The sequence below is a fragment of the Rossellomorea sp. NS-SX7 genome (assembly GCF_052828565.1).
This window is the reverse complement of sequence record NZ_CM128249.1, coordinates 1,414,522-1,430,299: the sequence shown is the minus strand read 5'-3', so window position 1 is coordinate 1,430,299 and position 15,778 is coordinate 1,414,522. Positions and strand designations below refer to the sequence as shown.

Here is a 15,778-nt window from a genome sequence, read left to right as displayed (position 1 = left end):
TGTCCCCCGCCTTTCTTAGCCTACTTGCTCAACGATTTTTTGTGCGCCGTCTGCCATTGATTCAGCTGCAATAATATTCAATCCGGACTTATTCAGGATCTCTTTACCTAAATCCACATTTGTCCCTTCAAGGCGAACAACTAATGGTACTTCCAGACCGATTTGCTTAGCTGCCTCAACGACACCTGTTGCGATGACATCACATTTCATGATTCCGCCAAAGATATTGACAAAGATACCTTTCACATTTTCATCAGAAAGAATGATTTTGAATGCTTCCGTTACTTTCTCAGCAGTCGCACCGCCCCCTACATCAAGGAAGTTAGCCGGATCTCCGCCGTAATGCTTGACGATATCCATTGTCGCCATGGCAAGGCCTGCACCATTTACCATGCAGCCGATGTTGCCGTCTAGTGAGATATAACTTAGATCGTACTTAGAAGCTTCGATTTCTTTTGCATCTTCTTCTTCAAGGTCACGTAATTCCATCACATTCTTTTGACGATATAATGCGTTTGAATCGAAGTTGAACTTCGCATCCAATGCCATTACGTCTCCATCACCTGTCACAACCAAAGGATTGATTTCAACGATTGAAGCATCCTTTTGGATATACACGTTGTAAAGTCCCAACATGAACTTTGCCGCTTTATTCACAAGCTCTTTCGGGATATTGATATTGAATGCGATACGGCGTGCCTGGAATCCAGTCAGCCCTACCACTGGATCGATATACTCTTTAAAGATTTTTTCTGGAGTCGCTTCCGCCACTTCTTCAATTTCAGTCCCGCCTTCTTCAGAAGCCATCAGGACAACCTGAGAAGTTGCACGGTCCAATACTAGTCCAACATAGTATTCTTTCTTGATATCACAGCCCTCTTCGATAAGTAAGCGCTTTACTTCCTTACCTTCAGGACCAGTTTGATGTGTTACCAGTGTCTTCCCTAGTAACTCTTCTGCATATGTACGCACTTCGTCAAGACTCTTCGCGATCTTGACACCGCCCGCTTTACCGCGGCCGCCTGCGTGAATTTGTGCTTTAACTACATAAACGCTTGAATCCAGCGTCTTCGCCGCTTCTACAGCTTCTTCAGCTGTGAAAGCCACTTTACCATTTGGTACGGACACCCCGTAATTTCTGAGGATTTCTTTACCTTGATATTCATGGATATTCATTTTCCATCCTCCTATCAAACTCTTCAAAAAATAGACTGCGCTTTCATTGTATAAAATGACAGTTTATCTGTCTACCATTATGCTAAAAATATTATATTAATTTAAAAATTCTGAACAATATTTACGCTATTTCACAATATTTAGCGGGTTGACAAGTCTTTTTTAGCCTCATTTTATTATTCTTATAAAATTATTTCGGTCCATATTCAAACTATTTCAGCTTATCGGCTCTTCCTTTTCTCCATTTCTTTATCCAGTCTGTATACAAAAGCAAATACTTCAGCTACAGCCCCATACAGCTCTTCCGGAATGGACTCCCCGACATCCAGCTTGCCCAGCAAAGCTAAAAGACTTTTATCCTCCTGAATGGAAACCCCGTGTTCGTTTGCTTTAGATATAATATTTTCGGCAATGAGTCCTTTCCCCTTAGCAAGAACCCGGGGTGCTGATTCTCCGGACTGTTCGTAGCCAAGGGCGATTGCTTCTTTTCTTGGCTGTGATTTCATATCTTCAAATCAACTCCTGTATAAGAACCGTTCTGCATTTCCTGCTCCCTTATCTGCTTTATGGTGTTTTGATTATCCGGTTTTTTTACTTTCACTGAAGAAAGTTGGTAATCCATCCTTTGAAGTGATTCTTTAAGGGCGGGAATGAGTGATTGAGAGTATTCATTCACAGAATCCTGTTCATTCCAGATCGAGAGCGAGATCACCCTGTTTTGAACGTGCATATCAACGAGCGTTTCTTTAAGTCTATCCAATTGGAGATAGAACAAAATTCTGCAATGATCACTGTCGATCTTTCCCTTTTCTTTTTCTTTTCCCATCCACTGCACGGTTATATCTGTATGTCGCCCGAATAAATAGAGCGGAAATTGTTGGACGATATTCATAATGGAAGATTGCTCCCATGACACTAAGGCAGGGTGGTTCATTTTCATGACCAGCCTTTCAGCAAGGTCCCTTATTTCCGCACCCGGGTGATGAAGGAATAATTGAGTCAGCTTCTCTTTAAGTGTAGTGGAAGCAGAGATTTGCGGCTGGCTGTGAAGCTGGGATTCTAAATTGAATCCGAAAGTGCGCAACATTTTTTTCATTGCCTGTCCCAAGTCTTCTCCTCTCAGATTAAACGTCAATTCTGCATCTATACCAGCGGTTAACATAGTGAAGATTTTCCCCTCATTTGATGTCGGAAGTCCGGTATCCCATTTTGAGAGAAGGTTCATGTAGTTTCTTTCAAGCAGCTGCTTTCTCCGATCTCCCATCAAGTCAATCAATTGTTCCGCCATTCTAGAAAAGGTCAACTGTTTTACACCTGATTCAAAGATGAATTTTACGACTTGTTCAATGCTTTTTTTGTCTACAGCAACTCCTTTGCTGAGTTCGGCAGCCAACTTAGACATGATAGGATCGATTTCCTGTAAACTTTTTGGATCCTTCTGAGCAATCATTTCCTTCATATTGGACATTAAATCTAGGAGTTGCTTGAGTGAGGTATTGTTTTGTATCAGGGCACTGGAAAACGAATTTTTTAACCCTTCATTCATCCGTTGAAAGGCAAGGTCTTCCGGAACTATCCCCAACGACTTCAACAGTTCAAAATTCCCAATACGATTTGAAAATGATTCCGACTGATTCATAGCATTGCCCATCGCTTTTACAGCCACTTGCTTAGATACGTGGAATTGAAGGGGGTTTTGAATCTTTTTAATGAGATTCACCGTATCATGGCCGGAACCAGAGGCTGTTAAGCGGTCTAGAAGGCTGTTCAGCAGTCCGCTGAATGTATCCTGCCCCTTTCCTGCTTCCAATGATAACAGCACCTTTTCTGACAAAGGCAGTTGGGCCTTCAGCATATCGACAAGAACGGGCAGGCGTGATTTCATGTTCCCTGTATTGATCTGTTCGGAGGCAAATTGAATCAGTTCCCTCGTGACAGGGATCTTATGATTGATCAATTCCATGACGGCATTAAGAAGTACTTTATCCCCAGGCTGATTATGTAAGTGCTGTATCAAGGCTTGTGCCACATTCTTACTGTTTCTTTCTCCCGAGATTTTATGGACGAGACTGAGGCTTATCATGTCATCCGATTGATTTACCCTCACCAGATAATGTTTTCCTGCCTCGAGAGGCGCATCGAGCTTTGCAATGAACTTTTGCCCCGAGGAGGATACCTCAGCCATGCCTTCCCCAACAAGCTTATTGACAGAAACAGCAAGTACTTTTCCGTTCTGCAGAGAGAACGGATTGCTCTTCATTTGATAAGAAGCATTTGAAAAGTTGGCCCCTTGAATGTCATTCATCTCTTATTACTCCCTTATCATTTCAGTTCGCAGTCTTTAACCGGGGCAAAACTCCTCCTGTGTATCGGTGTTACCCCTTTTTCCCTTAACCCATCCAAATGTTCTTTCGTCCCATAACCGGCATTTTGCCCAAATCCATATCCTGGATATTTCACAGCATATTCTTTCATCAGTCTATCACGTGTCACTTTGGCAATGATTGAGGCTGCAGCAATCGAAATACTTTTAGAATCTCCTTTTATGATCGATTCCTGCGGATATGGAGTTTGTAGTTTCATTGCATCGATCAATAGATAATCAGGATTACAATCAAGATCTGCAATGGCATGATGCATTGCTTTCTTGGTCGCTTCATAAATATTTATCGAGTCGATTTCTTCAGCTTCAATCATCCCTATCCCGATGGAGTGAGCGTTTTTCCTGATCACATCAAAATACTCATTTCTTTTTGATTCAGATAATTTTTTACTATCATTCAAGCCTGCAAGGTAAAAGTCTTTAGGCAATATGACCGCTGCAGCAACTACCGGTCCTGCCAGTGGCCCCCTCCCGACTTCATCTATACCTGCAATCAACGAAAAGCCTTCGCCATATAACTTCTGTTCAAAAACAGTCAGCTTCACGAATTCTTCTTTTTCTTTCTTCAGCCTTTGCTTATTCCGGTTATAGTTCTCTATGATTTTTTGTACACCTTTTCTCTTATCCTTATGTAATTGTTCAAAAAGCGGATCATCTTCTGACATCTGATCTACGAGCGACTTGATTTCCTTGATCGTCATGTTTTTCAGTTCCAATGAATTTGTTCTCCTTTTCTATATATATCGGATCAAACTTACAAAAATAAAGAGGCATCCATAAAGGGCGTTTACCTCTTTAAAGAGCCTCATTCAAACTATTATTCCTCTTCGCTGTCCAACTCTTCAATCATGTCGAAGGTCATTGGGCCGAGCTGCACACTTCTGATATCACGGATGATCACTTCTGAAGTCTTATCATAATCGACTTCGCCGCCAGCCATCAAGCATCCGCGTTTCTTTCCTACTGCATCGAATTTCGAAAGGACTTCTTCCGGTATCTCTTCAAGGCTGTAACGTGCTTTAAACCGTTCAGGATAATTCGCCTCGAGAAACTTCAAACCGTAGAGGGCGATGTCCTGCAAATTCAGGATGGTATCTTTGATCGCCCCGGTGAGGGCAAGTTTATAACCGACTTGTTCATCTTCGAACTTTGGCCAAAGGATCCCAGGAGTATCAAGAAGTTCAAGTTCTTTGCCCACTTTGATCCATTGCTGGGCTTTCGTTACACCTGGGGTATTTCCAGTCTTGGCGATATTCTTTTTTGCAAGCCGATTGATTAATGTAGATTTCCCGACATTCGGTATCCCCACAATCATCGCTCTTATAGCGCGGGGTCTCATTCCACGGGATTTCATACGGTCAAATTTCTCTTTTAGGATATCTTTCGCTGATTGAACGATCGAGTGGAGACCTTTTCCACCCTGCGCATTGACAGCAAGTGCTATGATACCCTGTTCTTCGAAATAAGAGATCCACTGATCGGTTCTCACCGGATCTGCCATATCTGCCTTGTTAAGCAGGACAAGCCGGGGCTTCTGGCCGATGATTTCCTCGATCATGGGATTCCTGGACGACAACGGGATGCGGGCATCCACCAATTCGATGACAATATCGACCAGTTTTAATTTTTCGGTTACCTGCCTGCGGGCTTTAGCCATATGTCCCGGAAACCATTGTATCGTCATATGACCACCTCCAAACTTACTTTTAACTATTATTCCACTATTCCCATATCTTTAACAGGCCAATAAATGAACTTCGTGTCACCGATTACTTCTTCAAATGGAACGGTTCCGATATGACGGCTGTCCTTGCTGAATCGGCGGTTGTCACCCATTACAAAAATTTCGCCTTCCGGTACGGTTTCTCTGTCTATGATATCTTTCAAGGAAAAATCTTCTGTTAACGGGCCTTCACTGACCTGGTCTTTATACTCTTGTAAATACGGCTCATCATATGCCTTGCCGTTTACGTATAATGTATCATTCTTATATTCTATCTTATCTCCGGGCAGACCTATCACCCGTTTTATATAATCCTTTTGCTCTGGAGCATGAAATACGACGATATCAAATCGGTCCGGCTCACCAAGCTTATTCACGATCATACGATCACCATTCTCAAGAGTAGGTGTCATAGATAAACCGTCAACCACGATCGGCGCAAATAAAAAATATCTGATAATAGCCGCAAGACCAACCGCGATTAGCAGAGCTTTCATCCACTCCCACCACTCGTTCTTCTCTTTCGCCAACACATCCACCACCCAATGAAATTTCCTATCTTTTTCTATTCTACTAGAAAATCCTTTTTTTCTCATTAAAAAAGGAGGAATTACTCCATTAGCCCCAACCACAATAGCCTTAGTAACTGTGGGAGTCCGCTCACTATAAAGATCTCTTCGTAAGCCTATGGAATCCACCATTATGAGCAGGTGTTTCACAGAGCCCTTTGATCGTGGACGCTTCCATTAAGAACAAATGAAACAAGAAGAAAAGGAGCTTGTCTCCAAGCTCCTTTTCATACGTTCTTGATTATCGAATTTCTTTAATACGAGCCGCTTTACCGCGAAGGTTACGCAAGTAGTAAAGTTTCGCACGACGTACTTTACCGCGACGGATAACTTCCAACTTAGCGATCTTAGGTGTGTGTACTGGGAAAGTACGCTCAACACCTACACCGTAAGAAATTTTACGAACAGTGAATGTTTCGCTGATTCCGCCACCACGGCGTTTGATTACTACACCTTCGTATACCTGAATACGTTCACGAGTACCCTCAACGATGTTAACGTGTACACGTACAGTATCACCAGGACGGAAAGATGGTAGATCAGAGCGAAGCTGTTCTTTAGTAATATCTTCGATTAATTTGTGCATCTTTTTCAACTCCTTCCAACAGATGCTCTTACAAAAGCGTTTGATTGCAGCGGAACATCGGGATCAGCAGCTAAGAGGATAACTCCTCGAGCCACAAAGAATATATTAACATACTGAATGTCAGGATGCAATAGATTATCTGGACTTTTCCCATTCCTCTATCCATTGTTTTTGTTTATCGGATAATTCGCGCTTGTCGAGTAAGTCCGGCCTTCTTTCATACGTTCTCCTAAAGCTTTCTCTTTCTCTCCATTCCTCGATTAAACGATGGTTGCCAGAGATAAGTTCAGGAGGTACTTTCATTCCTCTGAAGTCAGCGGGACGAGTGTAATGCGGATGTTCAAGGAGCCCCGACGAAAACGAATCCAGTATTGGTGAATCCACATTACCAAGTACGCCCGGAAGGAGTCTTACCACACTGTCGATGACGACCATCGCTCCAAGTTCTCCACCTGTCAGTACATAGTCTCCGATTGAAATTTCATCTGTGACCACGTGTTCCCTGATTCTCTCATCATAGCCTTCATAATGACCGCAAATGAATATTAAGTGCTCTTCCTTCGCTAACTCCTCAGCCTTGGCTTGAGAATAGCGCTCTCCCTGAGGGCACATCAAGATAACACGCGGCTTTGTATTATTTTCGCTTGTGAGGCTTTCTACCGCATCAAAAATCGGTTGAGGCTTGAGGACCATACCAGCTCCCCCGCCATATGGATAATCATCCACCTGACCGTGTTTGTTGTCAGCATACTCGCGGAAATTCACTACATTATAAGTGACAGCCTGCTTTTCGTTGGCTTTCTTCAGGATTGACTCTCCAAATACCCCATCAAACATAGAAGGGAACAAAGACAATACATCGATTTTCATCATGAAAGCAGCCCTTCGATCGGCTCGATTATGATCAAGCCTTTTTCTATATCGATTTCCTTCACAACATCCTCAATATAAGGGATCAAATGCTCTTTTCCTTTTTCACCCTTGACGACCCATACGTCGTTCGCACCAGGACTCAGGATTTCTTTCACCGTTCCTAACTCATCATCCTGAACGGTAACGACCTTACAGCCAATGATTTCGTGATAATAATATTCGCCTTCATCCAGATCCTGCAATTGATCTTCCTGAACCTTAAGAATCCCTTCTTTGAATACCTCCACCTGATTGATATCATGATATCCTTCAAATGTTAAGAGATCAAAATTCTTATGTTTTCTGTGAGATTCAATGATCAATGAAATAGGTTCTTTCGTTTTAGGAGTAAAAAGGTGAAGCGTATTCCCTTGTTGATAACGCTCTTCAGGAAAGTCTGTACTTGATACAACCTTCACTTCCCCTTTTACCCCATGGGTATTTACGATCTTACCTACATTAAACCATTTTTCCATACTTCCACCTCTTGTTGTCACCGAATTTCTTTTACAATTCCATCTTCTATTATGATTGTTCTTGACAATGCCTCTTCATCCCAATTGTCACCAACTTGAATATCTATCATACCTTGAACTTCCTTCTCTTTCAATTCACTGCCGATCGGCAGAATATCCAGCTGCTCCAACTGAAAATCCAACAGCTTGATTTTCTCAAGCTTTTCATCCATTTCCTTCTGAAAATGCTGACTTAGTTTATGAGAAGGATATTTCTTGGCACGTTCGATCTTTTTCCACTCGAATTGCAGCTGTTCATGCTCCCGCTTCAATTGGATCTTTTGATTCTCATATCGCTTTAACAGGATTTCCTTCGTACTCTCAGTCAGCACTTGCTTTACAGTGATCGTATGTAAAATATTCAACTTTTGGTTCCCTCCTTCTTTCACCCCCAGAGATGACTTATAAAAGGGTGTTTTCTTAGGGAGTTGTGGATTTCATATGTTTCAAGATATGAAAAAGGGGACTGACTTGATAAGGCTGTATGAACCTTTTTGGGTCAGTCCCCTACTCTCCAAGAGAAGATTGATTGCGATTACTCACCGCTGTTATTCAACAATCTCTAAGAAGATTTTCTTCTGTTGTGAAGATCCTGCTGCAGCGTATACCACAGTTCGAATCGATTTAGCTACTCTCCCTTGTTTCCCAATCACTTTTCCCATGTCCTCGGGATGAACGGACAACTTATAGGTTATTCCTTTTGATCCCTCTTCGATATCGATATGAACATCTTCAGGACGGTCGACCAAGGGTTTCACAATCGTTAGAATAAGATCTTTCATCGATTTAATCGATTACTTGCTGTTTTTAGCATTGTGGAATTTTTCCATAATGCCTTGTTTTGAGAATAAGTTACGAACTGTGTCAGATGGTTTCGCACCATTTGATAACCATTTAAGAGCAAGCTCTTCGTCGATTTTCACTTCAGCTGGCTTAGCAACCGGGTTGTAAGTTCCAACTGTTTCGATTTGACGTCCATCACGTGGTGAACGAGAATCTGCTACTACAATACGATAGAAAGGAGATTTTTTTGCTCCCATACGTTTTAATCTGATTTTTACTGCCATTATTAAAGCACCTCCGAATAGTTTCACACAAGTTAGTATGATATCAAATGTGTATTTTGTTTGTAAAGTGTTTTTTCTTAACAGTTCAATTTTTTTTAATAAAATTGAACTGATTAACCTACATGAATGGGAATTTCATCCCTTTTTTCTTACCTTTACCCTGCATGCCGCTCATTTGCTTCATCATTTTTTTCATGTCTTCAAACTGCTTCAGAAGACGGTTTACTTCCTGGATGGACGTTCCGCTTCCTTTCGCAATCCGTTTACGGCGGCTTGCATTGATTGTTTCCGGATGAATCTTTTCATTTTTAGTCATCGATTGAATGATCGCCTCGACATGACTGATCTGTTTTTCATCGACCTGAAGCTTATCCAGGCCTTTCATTTTGTTCGCACCCGGCATCATTTTCAATAATTCATCTAGTGGACCCATTTGCCTTACCTGTCCCAATTGCTCCAGGAAATCGTCAAATGTGAAAGACATGGTGCGCATTTTTTGTTCCAGTTCCTTGGCTTTTTCTTCATCGACATTGGCCTGCGCCTTCTCGATAAGAGACAGTACGTCCCCCATCCCGAGGATCCTGGAAGCCATTCGTTCCGGATGGAAAGGTTCAAGTGCATCCATCTTCTCACCCATACCGACGAACTTGATCGGTTTGCCGGTGACAGAACGTATCGATAAAGCCGCCCCGCCTCGTGTATCACCATCAAGCTTGGTTAATACAACACCAGTGATGCCAAGCGCCTCATTGAAGCTTTGAGCAACATTTACAGCGTCCTGACCTGTCATGGCATCCACAACGAGGAAAATCTCATCTGGATTCGAGAGTTCCTTGATATCTTTTAACTCTCCCATCAGGTTTTCATCAATGTGCAGCCGCCCTGCTGTATCAATCAGCACATAATCGTGATGTTCTTCTTTTGCTTTCTCGATCGCCTGCTTCGCAATTTCAACCGGGCTCACTTGATCCCCTAAAGAGAAGACAGGCAAGCTTAGCTGCTTTCCGACGGTCTCCAGCTGTTTGATTGCAGCGGGACGATAAATATCTGCCGCTACAAGCAAAGGTTTACGATTATGTTTCTTCCGGAGCAGATTTGCAAGTTTTCCAGTGGTCGTCGTTTTACCGGCCCCTTGCAGTCCAACCATCATAATGACGGTCGGAGGTCGTTTGGCCACAGCAATCTGACTTTGCTCACCGCCCATCAATTCAGTAAGCTCTTCCTGGACCACCTTGATGACCTGCTGTCCAGGTGTCAGGCTCTTCATGACTTCCTGACCGACAGCACGTTCGCTTACTTTCTTGACGAATTGCTTAACCACTTTAAAATTAACGTCCGCTTCAAGGAGAGCAAGACGAACTTCACGCATCATTTCTTTAACATCCGCTTCTGAAATCTTACCTTTACCGCGGATTTTCTGAATTGTACCTTGCAGTCGGTCGGCTAAACCTTCAAATGCCATTCATGCCGCCTCCTAATCCAATATTTCAAGATCATCAATGAGTTTCAGACAGACAGAAGAATCGATTGATGAATCTTCTATACTATTTCTTAATTGTGCAAGAATCTCGTTACGTTCTTGAAATTTCTTAAATAATAAAAGCTTTTCTTCGTATTCCTCGATCATTGCCTCTGTACGTTTGATGTTATCATAGACTGCTTGTCTTGACACATTGTACTCTTCTGCAATTTCACCCAGCGAAAAATCATCCAGGTAATAGAGGGACATATAGCTTCTTTGCTTTGGAGTTAACAAAGATTGATAAAAGTCGTAGAGATAGTTCATTCTCGTTGTTTTCTCTAACATGTTATCCCTCCTTGTTAAGTGAAAAACCTTTACATATGAAGAATACAGATTTTAAGAGGGATTGTCAAGGTTTCGTCCTATATTTTTGAATTGTTTTAGATTAACTTAGTCTTCTAAACACCGCCAATGATTTCCGTGCAAGACTTCGCTTTCCGCGGGTAGCCCGTTAGCCTCCTCGACACTTCGTTCCTGCGGGGTCTCACTTGTCCAGCTGCAGGGCTTAGAGGATATGTCATAAGCCAAACCGACCAAGAAGGCAAAGAACGCCTTCCAGGCCGATTCGTCTTATGCCACCCGCCTCTGAGCAAAGCCTTTCCGCTTTTCTAATTAACTACTCTTCCCGCAGGAGTCTTCGTCTTGCACTCCAATCAACCGCTGGAACGAGTTACTACAAAAAAGGGCAGATTAAATAACCACAAAAAAAGCAGCAATATTCTATGCTGCTTTTCTCTGTATATCATTCTTCTTCGTTGTCCACCAGGTTGGAGAATAATCCGTAGACATATTTCTCAGCATCAAATGGCTGCAGATCGTCCATTTTCTCTCCGAGGCCGACGTATTTGACGGGTACGTTCAGTTCGTTGCGGATAGCCAGTACGATTCCGCCTTTGGCTGTTCCGTCAAGCTTTGTAAGGACGATTCCTGATACATCTGTCGCCTCTTTAAAAGTCTTGGCCTGGATCATTGCATTCTGGCCTGTTGTTGCATCGAGTACAAGTAATACTTCATGAGGTGCTCCCGGGATCTCTCTTTCAATGACACGCTTAACCTTCTCCAATTCTTTCATCAGGTTAACCTTGTTTTGGAGGCGGCCCGCTGTATCACAGATGAGGATGTCCGCTTTCTTGGCTTTCGCTGATTGGACAGCATCGAACATGACCGCTGCAGGGTCACTGCCGGCAGCCTGCTTGATGACCGGTACCCCGACTCTTTCCCCCCAGACTTCCAATTGTTCGATTGCACCGGCACGGAAGGTGTCACCTGCTGCAAGGACGACATTCTTTCCTTCTTCCTTGAACATATGAGCCATCTTTCCAATTGTAGTGGTTTTCCCTACTCCATTCACTCCTACAAATAGAATGACAGTGAGCTCATCTTTCTTGATATTCAATGAACTGTCATCATCATTTTCTCCCTGATAGATCTCAACCAGCTTTTCAGATATAACCGGCTGGATTTCCTCAGTATCTTGGATGTTGCGTCGTTTCACTTCCATTTTCAATTCATCGATCAGTTCCATCACCGTATCAAAACCGACGTCTGCACCGATTAAAATTTCTTCAAGTTCTTCAAAGAAATCTTCATCCACTTTGCGATAACGAGCAACCAGGTCATTCACTCTGGAAGTGAAGTTATTTCGCGTTTTGCTCAACCCATCCTTGAATTTTTCCGTGACATTGTCACTGGATTGCGTGAATTTATCTTTAAGTTTTTTAAAAAAGCTCATCTATAACACCTCGCCTATTTAGTTTCAAGTAATTCGTTTGTTTCTTGCAGCCTTACAGAAACAAGCTTGGATACTCCTGATTCCTGCATCGTTACCCCGTACAATACATGCGCTTCTTCCATCGTCCCCTTACGATGGGTAATGACGATGAATTGGGTATCGTCGCTGAATTTCTTTAAGTATTGACTGAACCGCTGTACATTCGCTTCGTCCAGAGCAGCTTCAACCTCATCCAGGATACAAAATGGCACTGGACGTATTTTAAGAATCGAGAACAGGAGGGCAATCGCTGTCAACGCTCTTTCTCCACCCGACATCAGACCAAGGTTCTGAAGCTTCTTTCCCGGAGGCTGTGCCACAATATCCACACCTGTATGAAGCAGGTCTGACGGGTCCGTGAGTTTCAGCTCAGCCCGTCCGCCCCCGAAGAGTGCTTTAAAGACACCTTCGAATTCAACCTGAATCGCAGAAAATGTCTGATCGAACCGTCTGATCATTTCCGTATCCATTTCATTGATGACTTGATACAAAGTGTCTTTTGCTTCAGTCAAGTCATCCTTCTGCTCCAATAGGAACTCATATCGTTCTTTCACACGCTCGTACTCATCGATCGCTCCTATATTTACCGTTCCCAATTCTTCAAGCGCTAATTTGACAAGCTTAACTTTTCTTCTGGCTTCCTCCACTTCAATCGTAAGCGGATAATCACTCTTCGCAGCTTCAAATGAGAGCATGTACTCTTCTCTAAGGTGATCCAGACGATTTTCAAGCTCGACGTCAAGACGGTTGATCTTTACTTCTTCGTCTTTCAAGGCGGTTACAAGGCCTTTATGCTGACGCTTTAGTTCTTTCAGTTCTAGTTCTTCGTCTTCAACCGATTGCTGCAGCTTTAAGCGCTCATCACGACGCATGGAAATAAGCTCCGTCGTTTCAGCCTTTTGGCCGGCACATTTTTCTGCTTCTTCAATGAGCTGTTTCTCTCCTGAGAAATTGTCCTTCATCTCCGTTTGCAGCCATTGAAGATCTTCTTTTAATGTCATGACCTTTTTTTCGGTTTCTGAAAAATCTTCTTTTACTCGATCCAATTGATTTCTCGTGTTTACGAGCTGTTCATTCCGGGCTGCCAAGTTTGCTTTCATATCGCTTATTTCATCAGATAAGGCATCTTTGGAAGTTCGCTCAGAATTCTTTTGAAGAGTCAACTCTTCAATTTTCCTATCCAGCTCTTTTATTTCGCCTTGGATATGATTCAGCGATTCCTTCAGTTCAGTTGTACGTGAATCATGCTTTTCTTTGATGGATGTATAATCTTTCTTTTCCAAGTCGTACAAAGAAAGCCTTTCATCCATGTTTTGCTGAGACAATTCATTTTCACGCAATTGAGATAAAAGTTCCTGTTCTTTCAGGCGATGGCGCTCCCCGGATACTCTCATTTCCTCCAGTTTCTTCTCTCTGAAGGCACTCTCTTCTTTAAGGGATTTAACCTGGACCTGAAGCTGCTCCGTCTGTGTTTCCATGGCCGAAAGCTTTTCTTTCATTTCTTCCAACTCGCCTTTTCGGGAAAGCAATGAATTTTTCTTCTGCTTCACCGTACCACCACTCATTGAACCACCTGGATTGACAACGTCCCCGTCAAGAGTCACAAGACGGTACCGGTACTGGATAAGCTTGGCGATTTCATTTGCACCCTTCAAATCTTTAGTGATAAGGACGGTTCCAAGCAAATTCGACATGATCATTTTATATCGTGAATCATAACTGATCAGTTCAGATCCGACTCCTATGAAGGAAGGATGACCCTTTAGCATATTCAATTGACTTTCTGAAATGGACTTCCCTTTGATGATGTTCATCGGCAGGAATGTGGCACGTCCATATTGATTCTTTTTCAAATAACCGATTGCTTTACGGCCGTCTTCTTCAGTCGCAGTAACGATATGCTGCATGGACGCAGCCAGTGCCGTTTCCATTGCTGTTTCATATTGCTTTGGAACCTGGATCAGCTCCGCTACAGCTCCTTCAATCCCGGTAAGGACACTATCCCGCGCCTTTAGCACTTCTTTGACACCTTGGAAGAAACCGGAGTAATCCTCGTCCATCTCTTCAAGCATTTCTTTTCGGGATTTTGCCTGCTGTAAATATTGATAGGCCTGATAAAGGGTTTTTTCTTGTTTTTCATACTTCGCCCTTACCGATTCCAGGTTTTTCTTCTCTTCTCTGTACAAGTAAATATGCTCATCTATCTTTTCTTTTTGCAGCTGCAGGTCCTTGGAAAGTTCTTTATGTTTTTTTTGCAGTTCATCCCGCTGATGAACATATTTTTCGTTTTCAGCTTCTAAGCGCCCGCTCCTGTTGGACTGCTGTTCAAGCTGCTGCTGCAGATTTTGAATTTCATTCTTGGCAGCGGCCTGCTGATTCAACTTTTCAATATAATCACTCTTATAGGATTCAATGATTTCTTCGATATTTTCACTGTAGTGATTCAGCTGACCTTGCTTCAAGGACAGTTCGTGTTTAAGGGCACTCACTTCTGCTTCGATCTCTTTGAAGCTTGCCTGAAGTCTGTTTTTTTCAGACGATAATTGATCTAACCGTACCTCAGTCTCATCAATGGACTGTCTTAGTTGTGTTTCATTTGTGGATGAGTTTTTCTTACGTTCGATCAGTACCTGCTTTCTTCCTTCCAGCTTCTCCAGTTCTTCACTTGTAGAAAGCAATACTTCCTGCAGACCGGTGATTGATTCATCCAGGGCGGAAATCTTGTCGCGTGTTTGCGCAAGGACTGCTTCCTTCTTTTGAACACGGGAGGAAAGAGTGAGTTCCTCTTTTCCATGCTTTTCAAAATCGATACTCAAACTTTCCCACTGTTTATGTAGATCTTCAATATCATAGACGGTAAGAGCCACTTCGAACTTTTCGAGTTCTTCTTTTTTCTCAAGATAATCCTTTGCCATCGACGCCTGGATTTTGAGAGGCTCTACCTGGCCTTCAAGTTCATGAAGAATATCATTCACTCTATTCAGGTTTTCCTGTGTTTCAAACAGCTTGGATTCTGCTTTCTTTTTTCTTGATTTGTATTTCAAGACGCCGGCAGCTTCTTCAAATATGGTTCTTCTCTCTTCCGGCTTACTGTTTAATATTTCCTCCACTTTCCCCTGACTGATGATAGAAAAAGCTTCTTTCCCCAGCCCTGAATCCATAAATAACTCAATAATATCCTTCAGTCTGCAAGGCTGCTTATTCAAGAGATACTCGCTGTCCCCTGAACGGAACACGCGTCTCGTTACACTTATTTCACTATAATCGATCGGCAGAGCACCATCTTCATTGTCAAGGACCAATGTGACTTCTGCGATATTAAGAGCTTTTCTTGAGTCACTTCCTGCAAAAATGACATCCTCCATCTTCGAACCGCGCAGGCTTTTGGCAGATTGCTCGCCCAATACCCATCTTATCGCATCGATGATATTGCTTTTCCCGCTCCCATTCGGCCCCACTACAGCTGTGACACCAGGTACGAATTCCACCGATATTCTTTCTGCAAAAGATTTAAACCCCATTACTTCCAGTTGTTTGAGGAACATCTTCTTTCC

Annotated in this window: 16 protein-coding genes; all 16 read right to left on the bottom strand. The window is 42.7% G+C overall.

The annotated features are described in order from the left end of the window. Positions 1–15 precede the first annotated feature (15 nt). Positions 16–1,176, bottom strand: a complete 1,161-nt coding sequence (sucC, locus tag ACUXV2_RS06995; RefSeq protein ID WP_446246305.1) for an ADP-forming succinate--CoA ligase subunit beta — start codon at positions 1,174–1,176, stop codon at positions 16–18. A gap of 221 nt (positions 1,177–1,397) precedes the next feature. Continuing rightward, a complete protein-coding gene (locus tag ACUXV2_RS06990; protein ID WP_446246304.1) occupies positions 1,398–1,682 on the bottom strand; it encodes an EscU/YscU/HrcU family type III secretion system export apparatus switch protein in 285 nt (94 codons plus the stop codon). Continuing rightward, positions 1,679–3,481: a hypothetical protein gene (locus ACUXV2_RS06985; protein ID WP_446246303.1), complete on the bottom strand. Its 1,803-nt coding sequence runs from the start codon at positions 3,479–3,481 to the stop codon at positions 1,679–1,681. The genes ACUXV2_RS06990 and ACUXV2_RS06985 overlap by 4 nt, the downstream gene beginning before the upstream one ends. Positions 3,482–3,498: 17 nt before the next feature. Then, positions 3,499–4,269, bottom strand: coding sequence for a ribonuclease HII (locus ACUXV2_RS06980; protein WP_446247013.1), 771 nt, complete (start codon positions 4,267–4,269; stop codon positions 3,499–3,501). A gap of 107 nt (positions 4,270–4,376) precedes the next feature. Then, on the bottom strand, positions 4,377–5,243 hold the full coding sequence (ylqF, locus tag ACUXV2_RS06975) for a ribosome biogenesis GTPase YlqF (RefSeq protein WP_446246302.1): 867 nt from the start codon (positions 5,241–5,243) through the stop codon (positions 4,377–4,379). A gap of 29 nt (positions 5,244–5,272) precedes the next feature. After that, positions 5,273–5,812 carry a signal peptidase I gene (lepB, locus tag ACUXV2_RS06970; protein ID WP_446246301.1) on the bottom strand — a complete coding sequence of 180 codons (540 nt, stop codon included), beginning with the start codon at positions 5,810–5,812 and terminating at the stop codon, positions 5,273–5,275. A gap of 280 nt (positions 5,813–6,092) precedes the next feature. Next, positions 6,093–6,437 carry a 50S ribosomal protein L19 gene (gene rplS / locus ACUXV2_RS06965; RefSeq protein WP_032088854.1) on the bottom strand — a complete coding sequence of 115 codons (345 nt, stop codon included), beginning with the start codon at positions 6,435–6,437 and terminating at the stop codon, positions 6,093–6,095. A 135-nt stretch (positions 6,438–6,572) separates the two neighbouring features. Continuing rightward, positions 6,573–7,307, bottom strand: coding sequence for a tRNA (guanosine(37)-N1)-methyltransferase TrmD (gene trmD, locus ACUXV2_RS06960; protein ID WP_446247012.1), 735 nt, complete (start codon positions 7,305–7,307; stop codon positions 6,573–6,575). After that, a complete protein-coding gene (gene rimM / locus ACUXV2_RS06955) occupies positions 7,307–7,825 on the bottom strand; it encodes a ribosome maturation factor RimM (protein WP_446246300.1) in 519 nt (172 codons plus the stop codon). The genes trmD and rimM overlap by 1 nt, the downstream gene beginning before the upstream one ends. 17 nt (positions 7,826–7,842) lie before the next feature. Then, positions 7,843–8,229, bottom strand: coding sequence for a YlqD family protein (locus ACUXV2_RS06950; RefSeq protein ID WP_446246299.1), 387 nt, complete (start codon positions 8,227–8,229; stop codon positions 7,843–7,845). 183 nt (positions 8,230–8,412) lie between these two features. Then, the gene (locus ACUXV2_RS06945) at positions 8,413–8,646 is read right to left on the bottom strand and encodes a KH domain-containing protein (RefSeq protein WP_446246298.1); all 234 of its coding nucleotides are present in this window, start codon (positions 8,644–8,646) and stop codon (positions 8,413–8,415) included. Between the two features lie 12 nt (positions 8,647–8,658). Then, positions 8,659–8,931 (bottom strand): 30S ribosomal protein S16, encoded by a 273-nt coding sequence (gene rpsP, locus ACUXV2_RS06940; protein ID WP_032088859.1) that lies wholly within the window; start codon positions 8,929–8,931, stop codon positions 8,659–8,661. Between the two features lie 118 nt (positions 8,932–9,049). Continuing rightward, complete coding sequence (gene ffh / locus ACUXV2_RS06935) at positions 9,050–10,393, bottom strand: signal recognition particle protein (protein ID WP_446246297.1); 1,344 nt, start codon at positions 10,391–10,393, stop codon at positions 9,050–9,052. A gap of 12 nt (positions 10,394–10,405) precedes the next feature. Continuing rightward, the gene (locus ACUXV2_RS06930) at positions 10,406–10,738 is read right to left on the bottom strand and encodes a putative DNA-binding protein (protein ID WP_446246296.1); all 333 of its coding nucleotides are present in this window, start codon (positions 10,736–10,738) and stop codon (positions 10,406–10,408) included. 457 nt (positions 10,739–11,195) lie between these two features. Beyond that, positions 11,196–12,185 (bottom strand): signal recognition particle-docking protein FtsY, encoded by a 990-nt coding sequence (ftsY, locus tag ACUXV2_RS06925; protein ID WP_446246295.1) that lies wholly within the window; start codon positions 12,183–12,185, stop codon positions 11,196–11,198. A gap of 14 nt (positions 12,186–12,199) precedes the next feature. Next, on the bottom strand, positions 12,200–15,769 hold the full coding sequence (smc, locus tag ACUXV2_RS06920; protein ID WP_446246294.1) for a chromosome segregation protein SMC: 3,570 nt from the start codon (positions 15,767–15,769) through the stop codon (positions 12,200–12,202). Positions 15,770–15,778 lie beyond the last annotated feature (9 nt).

Excerpts from the sequence above, each read along its gene's own strand:
- ACUXV2_RS06945 (WP_446246298.1), bottom strand. The coding sequence starts at position 8,646 with ATGAAAGATCTTATTCTAACGATTGTGAAACCCTTGGTCGACCGTCCT.
- rplS (WP_032088854.1), bottom strand. The coding sequence starts at position 6,437 with ATGCACAAATTAATCGAAGATATTACTAAAGAACAGCTTCGCTCTGAT.
- sucC (WP_446246305.1), bottom strand. The coding sequence starts at position 1,176 with ATGAATATCCATGAATATCAAGGTAAAGAAATCCTCAGAAATTACGGG.
- ACUXV2_RS06930 (WP_446246296.1), bottom strand. The coding sequence starts at position 10,738 with ATGTTAGAGAAAACAACGAGAATGAACTATCTCTACGACTTTTATCAA.
- trmD (WP_446247012.1), bottom strand. The coding sequence starts at position 7,307 with ATGAAAATCGATGTATTGTCTTTGTTCCCTTCTATGTTTGATGGGGTA.
- ylqF (WP_446246302.1), bottom strand. The coding sequence starts at position 5,243 with ATGACGATACAATGGTTTCCGGGACATATGGCTAAAGCCCGCAGGCAG.
- ffh (WP_446246297.1), bottom strand. The coding sequence starts at position 10,393 with ATGGCATTTGAAGGTTTAGCCGACCGACTGCAAGGTACAATTCAGAAA.
- ACUXV2_RS06985 (WP_446246303.1), bottom strand. The coding sequence starts at position 3,481 with ATGAATGACATTCAAGGGGCCAACTTTTCAAATGCTTCTTATCAAATG.
- rpsP (WP_032088859.1), bottom strand. The coding sequence starts at position 8,931 with ATGGCAGTAAAAATCAGATTAAAACGTATGGGAGCAAAAAAATCTCCT.
- ftsY (WP_446246295.1), bottom strand. The coding sequence starts at position 12,185 with ATGAGCTTTTTTAAAAAACTTAAAGATAAATTCACGCAATCCAGTGAC.
- rimM (WP_446246300.1), bottom strand. The coding sequence starts at position 7,825 with ATGGAAAAATGGTTTAATGTAGGTAAGATCGTAAATACCCATGGGGTA.
- smc (WP_446246294.1), bottom strand. The coding sequence starts at position 15,769 with ATGTTCCTCAAACAACTGGAAGTAATGGGGTTTAAATCTTTTGCAGAA.
- ACUXV2_RS06990 (WP_446246304.1), bottom strand. The coding sequence starts at position 1,682 with ATGAAATCACAGCCAAGAAAAGAAGCAATCGCCCTTGGCTACGAACAG.